Here is a 13,090-nt window from a genome sequence, read left to right as displayed (position 1 = left end):
GCCCCAACAACTTTCATCACATCAGAGACGAGTTTCCCATGACCCGCTTCAACTGGCAGAACCCCTATCCCACGCCGCGCTTGCCCGTGTTCGCGCGCAATATCGTTTCCACTTCGCATCCCCTCGCCGCGCAAGCCGGCTTGCGGATGTTGTGGAAGGGCGGTAACGCTGTCGATGCAGCTATCGCGGCCGCAGCAGCCATCACGCTGGTCGAGCCTGTGTCGTGCGGCCTTGGCGGCGATGCGTTCGCGCTCGTCTGGGACGGCGCGAAGTTGCATGGCTTGAACGCATCGGGTGTGTCTCCGGCGGCGTGGAATGTCGATTACTTCAAGAACAAATACGGCGAGCAAAACGGCTTGGCGAACCAGCCCAAGCGCGGCTGGGATGCGGTCACCGTGCCCGGCGTCATCGCGGGATGGGAAGCGTTGCACGCGAAGTTCGGCTCGTTGCCGTTCGGCGACTTGATGGAGCCGGCCATTGAAATTGCCGAGCGTGGTCACGCGGTGGCGAGCATCGTCGCGTATAAATGGGCGGCGGCTATTCCCGAGTTGAAAGACGAGCCCGGTTTCGCCGATACCTTCATGCCGCGCGGCCGTGCGCCGGAGATCAGCGAGTTGATGCGCTATCCCGGTCATGCAAAGACCTTGCGTGCACTTGCCGAACACGGACCGCGTGCGTACTACGAAGGCGAGATAGCCGAGAAGATTGCGGCATTTTCAAAGCAGGGCGGCGGCGCGATGACCGCAGCCGATCTGCGTGACTACAAGGCCGACTGGGTCGAGCCGATCTCGAAGGATTATCGCGGGCATACGGTCCATGAGATTCCGCCTAACGGGCAGGGCATTGCTGCGCTGATCGCGCTCGGTATCCTCGATAAATTCGATGTGAAGTCGCTGACCGTCGACAAGATCGAGTCGCAGCATTTGCAGATTGAAGCCATGAAGCTCGCTTTCGCCGATGTCTATCAGTACGTCGCCGATCCGCGTTCCATGGACGTCACGCCAGAGCAGATGCTCGACGACGCATATCTCACCGAGCGCGCCAAGCTGATTGATCCGAGCAAGGCGAAGCACTTCGACTTCGGCATGCCGCCGGCGGGCGGGACGATCTATATGTCGGTGGCGGACGAGCGCGGCATGATGGTCAGTTTCATCCAGTCTAACTACATGGGCTTTGGCTCAGGCGTGGTCGTGCCGGATTCGGGTATCGCGATGCAGAACCGCGGCTTTGGTTTTTCGATGGATCCGAAATCCGCGAACGTGGTGGAAGGCGGCAAGCGGCCGTTCCACACCATCATTCCGGCGTTCCTCACGCAGGACGTGAACGGCACGCAAGAAGCGGTGATGAGCTTTGGCGTGATGGGCGGCGACATGCAGCCGCAAGGCCATCTGCAATCCATCGTGCGTTTGCTTGACTACGGACAACAACCGCAGGCTGCTTGCGATGCCCCGCGCTGGAAGGTGAATCGCGATTTCACCGTGGATGTCGAATCGACACTCGATCGCGAAACGGTGAAGGCGCTTCAGGCGATGGGACACACGATCAAATCCGTCGACGATCCTTATATGGACTTCGGCTCAGGTCAGTACATCTGGAAGCTGGACCGTAACGATCCGGAGCGTGGGTACGTGGCGGCGAGCGATAGCCGCAGGGATGGGCTGGCGGCGGGGTTTTAGGAAAAGAAACGCGCGGTTACCTTTATCGCATTCCGGTAGCACCTGTATCAGAGCGTTCTCCCTACACTCGGTTTTGTAGACCACACGTTTGCACATCGAGTGCACGGAGAGACGCAATGAACAAGAAGATCCTGGGTGCAGTACTAGGCTTGAGCGTATTGATGGTGTCGGCGGCAGCGTCCGCTCACGTGGATGTCGCCGTGGGGATTGGCGTACCGGGTTATTACGCGCCCCAGCCGGTGTATGTTGCGCCGCCTGTTGCCGTGGCGTATGGCTACGGCGGCTACGGCGGTTATCGCGACGAAGGATGGCGCGAACGCGAATGGCATCGCCGCGAATGGCGCCATGAACAATGGCGCGAGAATCATTGGCGTGAACGCCGCGGCTATGGTTATTGAGTGTTGACGGGCTGTTCAAGAGATCGGCAATCCAGGCATCAAGTCAGTCTGTTCGAAGAAGGCCCGTTCCAACGTTGGTTGGAACGGGCCTTCTTTTTCGTTGGTCGATGAACGCAGGTTCCGTTACGACGCCGATCCAAGCGCATATCGACGGCAATGTTCGAGATAACCCGCCTCGTGACTGCTCACCAACTCCACGATGCTTTTCCACAACCACGACGGCGCATCCAGCGACTTCGACTTCGCGCGACGCAACTCCGATACCCACGCGCGCCGCTGCGCCGCATCCATCTGCCGCGCGTGCGCCTTGCCAACAACCATCGCGAGGTAGCTCGCGGCCTTGATCGCTTCTTCCTGGGTCAGTTGCTCGACCGTCAGCTTCATGTCTTGCGGCAACAACTCGCGAATCACCACTGACCGGTCGTTCAGCCGTGCCGAGCGCATCCGTTCACCCAGCCACGGCGTCAAATGCCGCGCGCCTTCCACGATGCGTTCGGCGTTATCGCGCGGCATGCGCTTGGACACGTCCGCATCCGAGTAACGCGGCGCCGCGGCCTTCACGCCTTCCTTGATATCGATCAGGCAAAGATCGTCGCCTTCTACTGCACCGCCGTCGATATCCAGCAACACCGCATATCGCAAGCGGCCGAGCGAGCTGCAGCCCTTCACCCAATAAGCAGCATCGATCACGGTGACGTTTTCTTCGTCGGCGTCCTTGCGCAAAGCGGTTGCTATATCTGCAATCTCGCGCTGCCGGAACAACGTGTCTATTTCAATGCGCTCGGTTTTATCGAGCGGCCAAAAACGCTTGCCGAGAGGAATGCTCGGCTCAATGTCTTCAATGCGTTCGATCGCCAGTTGCTGCCACGTGCGTCGGACCGCTTCTTTCATCATCACCCGTACCTCTTCGGGTTTCGTGTCCCTGACTGAGCGATGACTGGAACGATCGAACGCATGCTCGTAGCCTTGTGCGACAGCTTCCATCATGCGTGCTGTGGTTACGCCAGGCAGATCGGAGCCGCGCGCGGCGGTCGCCAGCGATAACCCCAGCCGGATGATGTCGTGCGCCGGATTGCCGATCACGGTCTGGTCCAGATCGCGGATCTGGATTTCCACGCGGCCGTCGGCGTTGGCGATGGGTCCGAGATTGCCGGTGTGGCAATCTCCACAGATCCAGATAGCTGGGCCTTCGGGGAGCGTGTGACCTTCGATGCCGTCGAGCCATTCATAGAACTTGCTCGTACTGCCGCGCACGTAGGCATGCGCGGATTCGGCCATTTTCATGTTGCGGCGTTCAGAGAGAAGCGCCTGACGATCGTTGGGACTGGGAAGCTTGAATTTCTTTTTCTTGGGCATGGGATCGTCCTGTGGTGCTCACTTTGAGCAAGGCGCATGCCGTCGCGATGTAATGTAAATGAAGGGATTTGCGGGCGGCAGGAATTTTGATCCGTTACGGTATCGGCCTGCGCTTTCCAAGGAGACACGATGACGCTACCCACCTTTTCCATGGTCGATACCGCGCCCACGCCGGTCGGTCCTTTTTCTCACGCGGCCGAAGCGGATGGCTGGGTGTTCCTCACGGGACAAATGCCGACCGATCCCGCCGATGACGCCAAGCCCTTGCCCGAAGGTGTGGAAGCCCAGACGCGCCGGGTGATGGATAACCTGATTCTTGTGCTGGAAGGGATCGGGTTGTCGCTGGATAACGTGGTCAGCGTGCGGATTTTCCTGACCGAATTCAAACGCGATTACGGCACGATGAATGAAGTCTATAAGGGATACTTTTTGCCTAAGCCGTTGCCGGCGCGTACTTGTATTGGCGTGACGGGATTGGCGCGCGATGCGCTTGTCGAGATTGATTTCATCGCCAAACGGTGAGTTTAAAACGGTGAGTTTATTTACGCGCCGATGAGTCCACGTATCGGAAGGTCAGGTTGATCCGTTCTCCGCGGGCTTCCGGTTCCTTCGGCACTCTATGCGCCCAGTCGAGCTGAGTGCGTCCCCGCATGATGAGCAAGCTGCCGTGCGTGAGTTGAAGCGCATGGGTCTGGCGCGTTTTGGTGTGGCGAAAGTCGAAGGTTCGCGTCGTGCCCAGACTCACCGACGCAATCACCGGTTCTAGTCCGAGTTCTCGTTCCTTATCGGCATGCCAACCCATGCTGTCCATGCCCGTGCGGTAGCGGTTGATCAGGACACTGTTGAATGCAGTTTGAGCGGCGGCTTCGGCTTTTGTTTTCAACAATAAAACCGTCGGCGTCCACGGCTTCGGAATGTTGCGGATGCCGGAATACACGTACACCGCGCCGGGATCGCCCTGCCACGCGGTCAAGCGCGGGAAGGGGATTTTGCCGGCGGGCGTGTTCATCGAGTCTTGCTGCCAGGTGATTTCATCGATCAGCGCGGCTAGCGTGTCCGACGCCGCCGGTGCGTCCAGCCAGTCAGGCAGCCATACGATGTCAGGCTTGGGGATGTCGTCGAAGAGGTCGAACATGGCGGTGATTTCGCCTTCCGGCTGTCTGCCAGGTCAGTGTCACAGTGTCAGTAAGTTAGCAGATTCTCCTTCCTGAAACTTGCTCACATGTTTTTATAAACCGCCGCCACGTTGCGTGGCGGCGCGTCATTTCAACGAGCCAGCTTCGTCACCGTCACCCGTTTCTTCAGCACGCGTGCTTGCAGCACGATCACCAGCAACAAGAACACGCCGCGGATCACCGATTGCCAATACGCCGACAGGCTGATAAAGCCCAGTCCATTCTCGAAGTTCAGAAGATTAAACACCAGACCCAGCAACGCGACGCCTGCAATCGTCATTGCGATTGATCCTTGCCCGCCGGTCAACAACGTCCCGCCCAGTACGACCGCCGATATCGCGAACAACTCCCAGCCCACGCCTTCATTGGGCTGCCCGGCGCCAAATTGGGCAGCCAGTATCGCGCCCGCTATGCCGGCCAGCAAGCCGCTCAGCGCATAGACCGTGACCAGGGTCCTGTCTACATTCAAGCCCATCAAACGCGAGGCTTCTTCGCTGCCGCCTATTGCTAGCGCATGCCGTCCGAAGCGTGTGCTTCTCAATGCCAGCCAGCCCAACACGGCGGCCACCGCCGCGACGATTCCCGGGATCGGCAGACCCCATACATCCCCTTGTCCGAAGTTGCCAAAACTGGAACTCGGTGCGATCGATACGGCATCGTTATGTCCCAGCAGCAGCGCCAGACCGTGAGCCCCCAGACTAGTCGCCAACGTGACGATAAACGGCAGGATCCGCATGTGCGTGATGACCAGGCCGTTCAACAAGCCGATGGCGAGTCCCGCGCCCGCACCCGCGAGCACCGCGACCAGACCGCCATACGGGCTCGCCAACGCGGCCACCACGCTGGCCAGCGCCGCCACTGTTCCCACTGACAAGTCGATGCCGCCCGTGATGATCACAAACGCCATGCCCACCGATATCAACGCGAACATGGAGTTGTATCGCCAGAACGAGTTGATGTTGTAGGCCGATGCAAAGTGGTCGTATCGAAGCACGCCGAGCAGGAGTAATGCCGCTAATGCCAACAAAATGGGAAGGTTCTTTTTCATGTCGATATCTCCCTATCGCTGACGCCGCTGGACATACACCGCGGCGATGATGATGCCGGCCTTGACCACGAGCGCGGCGGCATCGGGAATGCCGTGCGCGAGCAGCGTATATCTCAGCAACTGGATGATCAGCGCGCCAATCAGGGTCCCCACGATGTACGCCCTGCCGCCCGTCAACGCCGTGCCGCCCACGGCCACTGCGGCGATGGCATCGAGCTCGGAGCCCAGACCAATGACATTAGCGTCCGACGACGAATTCACGGAGATCGATATCAGCCCCGCCAGCCCCGCCAGTCCCGCGCACAGGGTGTATGCGATCATCTTGACGCGCGCCGTCGGAATCCCGCTCAGGTACGCTGCGCGCTCGTTGCCCCCCGTGACGAGCAAGTACTGCCCGAACAGGGTCTTGCGCACGATCCACGCGAACACGGCCACGAGCGCAAGCATCAGGAACACTTGCGCCGGCACGCCCGCTACGCGGCCCAGCGCGATCCATTGGAAGGCGGGGTTGTCGAACGCTTGCAGGCTGCCGTCGGTGAACACTTGCGCAATGCCGCGCCCCGCGATGAACAGCACCAGCGTCGCGACAATCGGCTGCACAGAAAGCCTGGTGACGAGGAAGCCGTTGAACACGCCGCAGAGGGCGGCGGCCAGTACGGGCAAGACAAAGGCCAATGCAATGCCGAACGGCCCGGCCACGTTCATGAAGATCATCGGCGCGAGCGAACCGGCAATCGCCATTGACGCGCCCACGGATAAATCGATACCGCCCGTTGCCACCACCAGCGTCATCCCAATGCCGACGATCACGATCGTCACCACTTGCGTCAGGTTGACGTTGAAGGTTTGCAACGACCAGAAGTGCTGCGTGAAGAGCAGGTTGAAGACGATCATCGCGAGCAGCACGGCGATCTCGCGCTGAATCGTCATCCGATATTTTTTCTTCTGCGCGGCCTGCACAAGCGGTGCGGCTGTTGCCGGTTGAGTTTTCTGATTCATGGCTGACCTTCTTTGGCATCAACGGCTTCCGCCAGCGCCGATTCTTCGCCTGATCCATACGCGATCGCATCCATGATCGACGCTTCGCTCATGCGCGCACCATCGAGTTCGGCAACAGTCTTGCCATCGCGGATCACCACTGCGCGATCGGCTACCGCAGTGAGCTCTTCCAGCTCGGACGCCGACAACAACACCGCCAGCCCCGAGTCGCGCAGTTCCCGGATGATCTTGGCGACATCGGCTTTCGCGCCGACATCGATCCCTCTTGTGGGTTCATCGAGCAGCAACAAGCCAGGATTCGTCGCCAACCAGCGTGCGAGCAAAACCTTCTGCTGATTGCCGCCCGATAACTCACGGATCGGTTGATCGGCTGAGCGCAGTTTGATTCCGAGCGATTCGATAAACCGGTCCACGATCTCGCGCTGTTTCGCGACATCGACTACACCGCGTTTGGTCAGCGTGCGCAGGCACACGAGCGTCAGGTTGTCGCGCACCGAGAGCTCCGGCACGATGCCTTCGCCCTTTCTGTCCTCGGTGAGATACGCAATCCCACGGGCAATGGCGTCTTGCGGCGACTTGAGGGTGACCGGCTTGCCGTCGATGGAAAGCGACCCGCGTTCGGCCGGATCCGCGCCGAACATCAACCGCATGGTTTCCGTGCGGCCCGAGCCGAGCAGCCCGGCCAGACCGACGGCCTCGCCTGAGTGGACATCGAGCGACACGTCCGTCACTTTCGCGCCCGCACCGAGGTTCGTTGCGCTGATCGCAGTCGAACCGCGTTTGGCCAGATTCGCTTCCTTGACCGCGCTGTCCTCGTGCACGACGGCGGCGAGCGTACGTCCAAGCATGGTGGTGACGAGTTGCAGCTTGTCGAGCGCGGCCATCGGGCTTTCCGCCACGGTTTGCCCGTCGCGCATGACCGTGACGCGATCGCACAGCGCATACAGTTCATCCAGACGATGCGAGACGAAAATCACCGCGCGGCCGTCGTCCCTCAAACGTCGCACTACAGTGAAGAGCAATTCGACCTCGCGTTCATCGAGCGAGGATGTGGACTCGTCCATGATGACCATCTTCGCGTCCGACGATACCGCCCGCGCCAACGCCACCATCTGCTGGATAGCGGTCGAAAACTCACGCACGGGTTTGCTCACATCGATCTGCAAGCCGAAGGAGTCGAGCAATTCCTGCGCGCGCCGGTGAATTGTCTTCCAGTCGATCAACCCGAACCGGCGCGGCTCGCGGCCGAGAAAGATGTTCTCGGCAATCGAGCGGAACGGGACCAGATTGATCTCCTGGTAGATTGTGCTGATACCGGCTTCGCGCGCTTCTTTCGGGCTGCGAAAATCGGCTTCGCGGCCATCGAAGCGAATCGTGCCCGACGTACGTCTATAAGCGCCTGTCAGGATCTTGATCAGCGTCGATTTACCCGCACCGTTCTGCCCGATCAGCGCATGCACTTCTCCCGCTGTCACCGACAGCCTGGCGTGCCGCAACGCGGCCACACCACCAAAGCTGATGTCGATGTCCTGCATCTCTAGCAGGGGTGTTCCGGAATTTGGCGTGTTCATCTAGTGCGTCTCCCTGGCGGCTGGTGTTACGCACTGAATGCGTTCAGTCCGCCGGATACAAAAGAAGCGACGGCCCGCGAAAGACGGGGCGCGCCGCTTCGAACACCTTCGTTGCTCATTAGCCCAAGCTTCGTACGTTCACTTCAACGTTCGCTGAACGCGTCCGCTCAATAACCGTACTGCATGCTCTCTTTGACGTTGCTTTTATCGTAGAAGCGGTCGGAGACTTTCACCCACGGCGGAACGGTTTCACCCTTCGCGAACTTCTGCGCCACGTCGCACGCAAGCGGGCCGAAGAACGGGCTCGACTGCACGCTGGCACCAAGTTCGCCGGCAGCGATGGCGTCCATGCCGCCCTTCGTCCCGTCGATAGTCACAAGCGTGATGTCCTTGCCCGGCTGCTTGCCGGCCGCCTTGATAGCCGCAATCGCGCCGAGTGCCATTTCGTCGTTGTGTGCGTAGACGGCGGTTACATCCGGATGCGCCTGAAGCAGCGTTTCCATGACCTGACGGCCCTTGTCGCGCGCGAAGTCGCCGCTTTGCGACGCAATGATCTGCATCCCCGGATTCTTGGCGATCACGTCGTCAAAACCCTTCTTGCGATCGTTCGCAGCGGACGCGCCCGTCGATCCTTCCAGTTCGATGATCTTCGCCTTGCCGCCGGTCGACTTAACCAGCCAGTCGGCCGCGCGTTGCCCCTGGTTGATAAAGTCCGAGCCGATGAACGTAATGTAGTCCTTACCCGCTTTTGCCACTGATTGATCCACGTCACGGTCGACCAGGATCACCGGAATGCCCGCTTTCTTCGCCTGCAACACAATGGGGGCGAGCGGCTTTTCTTCACGCGGCGGGAACACGATCAAGTCGACGTGCTGCGCGATCATGCTCTGGATATCGGCGACTTGTTTCGATGCCGAGCTGTTCGCGTCGGTCATCACCATCTGCCAGCCGCACTTCGCCGCGACGTCCTTGAAGCTCTTGGTTTCGGCGAGACGCCACGGGTTGTTGCTTTCGGTCTGGGCGAAGCCGACGCGCAAGGGTTTCTTGTTCGCGAGCTTGGGCAGGGGAGAGTCGTCGGCGTGGGCGATGCTGAAGCCAGCCACCATCGACAGCGCGAGTGCGGACGTGGCCAGCACGCGCAACGGGAATTTGCGTTTGTTGAAGTTTTCAAGCGACAGCATGTCTTCCTCCAGTATGGATGGTCCTGCTTTTTTAAGTGCTTCGGTCCTACCGTGTTTTTCCGTCCTCTCGGCTCTATCTCAATAAGTCGAGGTGCGATGATTATTCCACCGTATTTTATTATTGGTCAATCGCTAATATTATTAATTGCACGCTGTTTGACCACGGTAATTACCCTTACCGATGCGCGTTCCACCAGCGGTCCGTCGAGTTTCACCGTGCGCCGGCGCACGGGTGCACCGGCGGCGCGGTTGTGCTCTTCCTGGAGCAATGTTTCGACCGCCCATCGGCCCAGTTCATAGTTGGGCAGGACGACGGTGGAAAGCGATGGATGGGTATGCCGGGCGATTTCCTGATCGTCGTAGCCGAGTACGGATACGTCTTCTGGAACCCGCAATCCAAGCTGCTTCAGCGCTTCGATCGCACCGAGCGCCATCAAGTCGTTCGCGCAGAAAATGGCTGTTGGCGGGTTGGGCTGGCGCATTAACGACAGAGTCTGCTCGAAACCCGAGCCCGAACTCCAGTCGCCTTCACGCACCAGTTCGGCGGCGTACGGCAGGTCTGCGGTCGAGAGCGCCATCCGATACCCCTTCAGCCGGTCGCGCGACGCGTCTTGCCAGGGTTCGCCGTTCACATACCCAATCCTTCGATGCCCCGCGTTCAGCAAATATTCCGTCGCGGTATGGCCTCCCGTGACTTCCGCCGGCACCACCGACGAAAGCTCGGAATCGCTCGTGTAGCAGTTCAGCAGGACCGTTGGGACTTTTGAAAGCGCTGCGGGCAAGGTCACTTTCCGTGTATAAACCGTCGCGTAAATCACGCCGAGCACGTTGGGATTCGTGAGCGTGGCGTCGAGCACTTGCTGCTCGATTTCCGCATTGCCGTGCGTCGAGTAGACCGCCAGCATCCGGCCGTTTGCGAACGCTGTATCGCGTGCGCCGTCGATGTTCACCACCGGATGCGGACTCGTCGAAATTTCATCGGCGAGATACACGATCAGGTTCTTCTCGTTCGCCGTGATCGCTGCGTCCAGCGGTTCGCGCGACGTCATCCGGTAGCCGAGATCCTGCGCGGCCTTCAGTACTTTGTTGCGCGTAGCATCGGAGAATTTCGCGCTGGTCGCGTTGTTCAGTACGAGCGAGACGGTCGATTGCGAGACGCCGGTCAGCTTCGCGATGTCGGTCATCGTCGGACGGCGTTGCGTGGATTTTTTCATTGTCTGAGGCCGCGAAAAGGCGGCGGCGTTGTCGTTGCGTGGCGCTGTAACGTTCTGCGGATGCTGCCGACGGTACCACTAATATTTTCTACGGACAACGCTCACAAACCATCGCCCGTATTGCTTTCATCGGCGATGCGGCGGCCCTAAGTGTTATTACTAATAATATTGACTACTTCGTGGCGATCGTGCGATTCTCGGCGTATGCATGGCTGTTGGATCAATGAAAGCCAGGTGCGCCGACCGTGCCCGGCTCACGCGGCGCTATACAAGGAGACGACCATGGCCCGCTACGACGAACGAACTCGCGATAAGCTTGCGGAGGATTTCGAACGTGACGGTTTTGTGCTGCTGCCCAGCCATTTCCCCCGTGCGACGCTCGAAGCGTGGCGTGCGGCATTTGCGCCGCTTTTCAGGCCGCATGCGGACGCGGCGCGCGAGCAGGGCGCTAGCGGCAATCGCGGGCCGGGGCGTTATTACGTCACGTTGCCGTTTGAAGGCGAGTTCGCCGATCCCGCGATTTTTTGCGATGACGACGTGCTGGGGATCGTCGAGCGAATTGCCGGACCAGACCCCGTGATGTGCCAGCTCGCCACTGATACCCCCGTGCGCGGTTCCGACTTTCAGGACTGGCATCGCGACACGCCGCCGTTGTTCGAGGGCGTGCCGGAAACGCCGTCGTTCCAGTTGGCGGTGAATTTTCCGCTTATCGATGTGAACGACGAGAACGGCTCTCTGGAGACTACGCGCGGGACGCATCGGATATCGCGTGAGGATGCGCTTGCCGGCTTGGCAGATGGCCGGTTCCCGGCGGAACGCGTCCCGATGCAACTCGGCGACGTGATGATCCGTGATGTACGCGCTTTGCATCGCGGCACGCCGAATCTCACCGATACCCCGCGTCCGATGGTCGTGATCGGTTATAGCCGTTCGTGGTATTTCAGGCCGGAAGTGCAGGTGCAAGTGCCGCGCGATGTGTTCGCCGCGCTGCCTGTCCGCGCAAAACGATTGCTGCGTTATAGCCCGCAAGTCGACAAGACGCCGCGGACCTTCGATGAAAGTTATCAGCGGTTTGCATATTGAACACCGATCAAAGGACAAGCGCGGGTGAGAGCGCCGCTGTTCAACACGCTCAATCCACTCAGCCCACGCCGGCCGCTGACGACGCGTTTCGCATCGCGTTGAATGATGCTGCGCTGATCGAACTGCGCTTCGAGGAACGGCGAGCGTTGCTGGCGCCGCACGTTGGCGGCGCGATTGCGGCGTTCTACGATCTGCCGGATGTCGGCAATGGCAATGTCGGCAATGTCGGCGCTAGTGGCGACGGCAATGGTCGCGGGGCATTGCATTGGCTGCGCCCCGCGTCGGCCGACGCGCTCGCTGCTTGCAACCCGCTCGGGATGGCGAGCTTTCCGTTGCTGCCTTACTGCAACCGGCTGCGCGACGCGCGGTTTGCTTTCGACGGCCGCGAGGTCGATCTATCCGCCGATGGCAACTCGTTCGATCATGCGCTGCATGGGCACGCTTGGCGGCGGCCATGGCGCGTGGGTCTGGTGTCGTCGAACCTGGTGGAGTTGCATCTGAACCACGAGCCCGGCGGTGAACCGGCGCATCACTGGCCGTATCGATACGAAGCGACGCAGCGTTTCGAACTCGATGATTCAGGCTTGTTCGTCACCATGTCGATACGCAATCTCGCCGATCAGCCCATGCCGTTCGGCATGGGTCATCATCCTTATTATCCTCGCACCCCGGCGACGCGCATCCACACGAACGTCCGCGCGATGTGGCACGCCACGCAGGATCTCCTGCCGACGTTTCTCGGCGCGCATCCGTGCGTTGATGCGTTGGCGTCGCCGGAGGGCTTGGCCGCGAATGCCTTCGATCTGGACAACAATTTCGCTGGCTGGTCGAGGTCGGCGACCATCGACTGGCCGGATGAACACCGCAGCGTGACGCTTTGTGCCGACGCGCCGTTCGACCACATGGTCCTGTTCGCGCCCTCGGCGCGTCCGGACCTGCTGTGCGTGGAGCCTGTAACGAACACGGTGGATTTCTTGAATCTCGATGCACCGCGAGAGGACATCGGCGGCGCGGTGTTGATGCCGGGCGACATGACGCAAGCGCGATTTGGCTGGATGCCGAACCGCCCGCGCTGACCTTGATTAGTGACAGCTAGTCTTAAATTTCTTCGTTTCCCCGCCGCATATTTGAGATGTTTCTTGCAAGCCGTCGCCATTTCCTGGTTTGTCTCATTGGCCTGTTTGCAAAACTGTCAAATTAGGTTGACGCAGCACTCTGTTACTTCAAAACCCTGAATTATGTGCGAGCGCGTTTCGTATGTCGAAGTGCGCTTTGACGCTTAACTCTGACTGGGTTGGAAATGACGACTGCTACGCCTGTTAGCCCAAGCAACACTTCTTTGCCGCCAAAAAAGACAGATGACAGCCCACCCGCAGCGCTGAACTTTGC

At 59.9% G+C, this 13,090-nt stretch carries 12 protein-coding genes; 5 read left to right on the top strand and 7 right to left on the bottom strand.

Annotation, left to right across the window (positions count from 1 at the left end; genetic code table 11):
• Positions 1–38: 38 nt before the first annotated feature.
• Together ggt and BSU04_RS14035 are read left to right on the top strand one after the other, a co-directional pair.
• A complete protein-coding gene (ggt, locus tag BSU04_RS14040) occupies positions 39–1,676 on the top strand; it encodes a gamma-glutamyltransferase (RefSeq protein WP_089161250.1) in 1,638 nt (545 codons plus the stop codon).
• A 116-nt stretch (positions 1,677–1,792) separates the two neighbouring features.
• Positions 1,793–2,074 carry a PXPV repeat protein gene (locus BSU04_RS14035; RefSeq protein ID WP_089161160.1) on the top strand — a complete coding sequence of 94 codons (282 nt, stop codon included), beginning with the start codon at positions 1,793–1,795 and terminating at the stop codon, positions 2,072–2,074.
• 123 nt (positions 2,075–2,197) lie between these two features.
• Here BSU04_RS14035 and BSU04_RS14030 read toward each other — a convergent pair whose 3' ends face one another.
• Complete coding sequence (locus BSU04_RS14030) at positions 2,198–3,430, bottom strand: DUF2252 domain-containing protein (protein ID WP_089161159.1); 1,233 nt, start codon at positions 3,428–3,430, stop codon at positions 2,198–2,200.
• Positions 3,431–3,559: 129 nt separating this feature from the next.
• Between BSU04_RS14030 and BSU04_RS14025 the strand changes: the two genes are divergently transcribed.
• A complete protein-coding gene (locus BSU04_RS14025) occupies positions 3,560–3,952 on the top strand; it encodes a RidA family protein (RefSeq protein ID WP_089161158.1) in 393 nt (130 codons plus the stop codon).
• A 16-nt stretch (positions 3,953–3,968) separates the two neighbouring features.
• On the opposite strand, the gene BSU04_RS14020 is transcribed toward BSU04_RS14025, so the two are convergent.
• From BSU04_RS14020 to BSU04_RS13995, 6 genes are all read right to left on the bottom strand, one after another.
• Complete coding sequence (locus BSU04_RS14020) at positions 3,969–4,565, bottom strand: alpha-ketoglutarate-dependent dioxygenase AlkB family protein (RefSeq protein ID WP_089161157.1); 597 nt, start codon at positions 4,563–4,565, stop codon at positions 3,969–3,971.
• 131 nt (positions 4,566–4,696) lie between these two features.
• Complete coding sequence (locus BSU04_RS14015; RefSeq protein ID WP_089161156.1) at positions 4,697–5,653, bottom strand: ABC transporter permease; 957 nt, start codon at positions 5,651–5,653, stop codon at positions 4,697–4,699.
• Positions 5,654–5,665: 12 nt separating this feature from the next.
• Entirely contained in the window at positions 5,666–6,652 is a 987-nt protein-coding gene (locus BSU04_RS14010; RefSeq protein ID WP_089161155.1) for an ABC transporter permease, read from the bottom strand.
• Positions 6,649–8,223, bottom strand: coding sequence for a sugar ABC transporter ATP-binding protein (locus tag BSU04_RS14005; protein WP_089161154.1), 1,575 nt, complete (start codon positions 8,221–8,223; stop codon positions 6,649–6,651). Before BSU04_RS14005 ends, BSU04_RS14010 begins: the two co-directional genes overlap by 4 nt.
• Positions 8,224–8,390: 167 nt before the next feature.
• A complete protein-coding gene (locus BSU04_RS14000; RefSeq protein WP_089161153.1) occupies positions 8,391–9,404 on the bottom strand; it encodes an ABC transporter substrate-binding protein in 1,014 nt (337 codons plus the stop codon).
• Positions 9,405–9,529: 125 nt separating this feature from the next.
• Positions 9,530–10,588 (bottom strand): LacI family DNA-binding transcriptional regulator, encoded by a 1,059-nt coding sequence (locus BSU04_RS13995; protein ID WP_089161249.1) that lies wholly within the window; start codon positions 10,586–10,588, stop codon positions 9,530–9,532.
• Positions 10,589–10,900: 312 nt separating this feature from the next.
• Here BSU04_RS13995 and BSU04_RS13990 point away from each other — a divergent pair, with 312 nt between their 5' ends.
• Together BSU04_RS13990 and BSU04_RS13985 are read left to right on the top strand one after the other, a co-directional pair.
• The gene (locus BSU04_RS13990; RefSeq protein WP_089161152.1) at positions 10,901–11,701 is read left to right on the top strand and encodes a phytanoyl-CoA dioxygenase family protein; all 801 of its coding nucleotides are present in this window, start codon (positions 10,901–10,903) and stop codon (positions 11,699–11,701) included.
• A complete protein-coding gene (locus tag BSU04_RS13985) occupies positions 11,698–12,777 on the top strand; it encodes an aldose 1-epimerase (RefSeq protein WP_373452832.1) in 1,080 nt (359 codons plus the stop codon). The genes BSU04_RS13990 and BSU04_RS13985 overlap by 4 nt, the downstream gene beginning before the upstream one ends.
• Positions 12,778–13,090 lie beyond the last annotated feature (313 nt).

Source organism: Caballeronia sordidicola, assembly GCF_002220365.1.
GTDB classification, from domain to species: domain Bacteria; phylum Pseudomonadota; class Gammaproteobacteria; order Burkholderiales; family Burkholderiaceae; genus Caballeronia; species Caballeronia sordidicola_C.
Note: the sequence above shows the minus strand (reverse complement) of the source record. Positions and strands in the feature narration are given on the sequence as shown.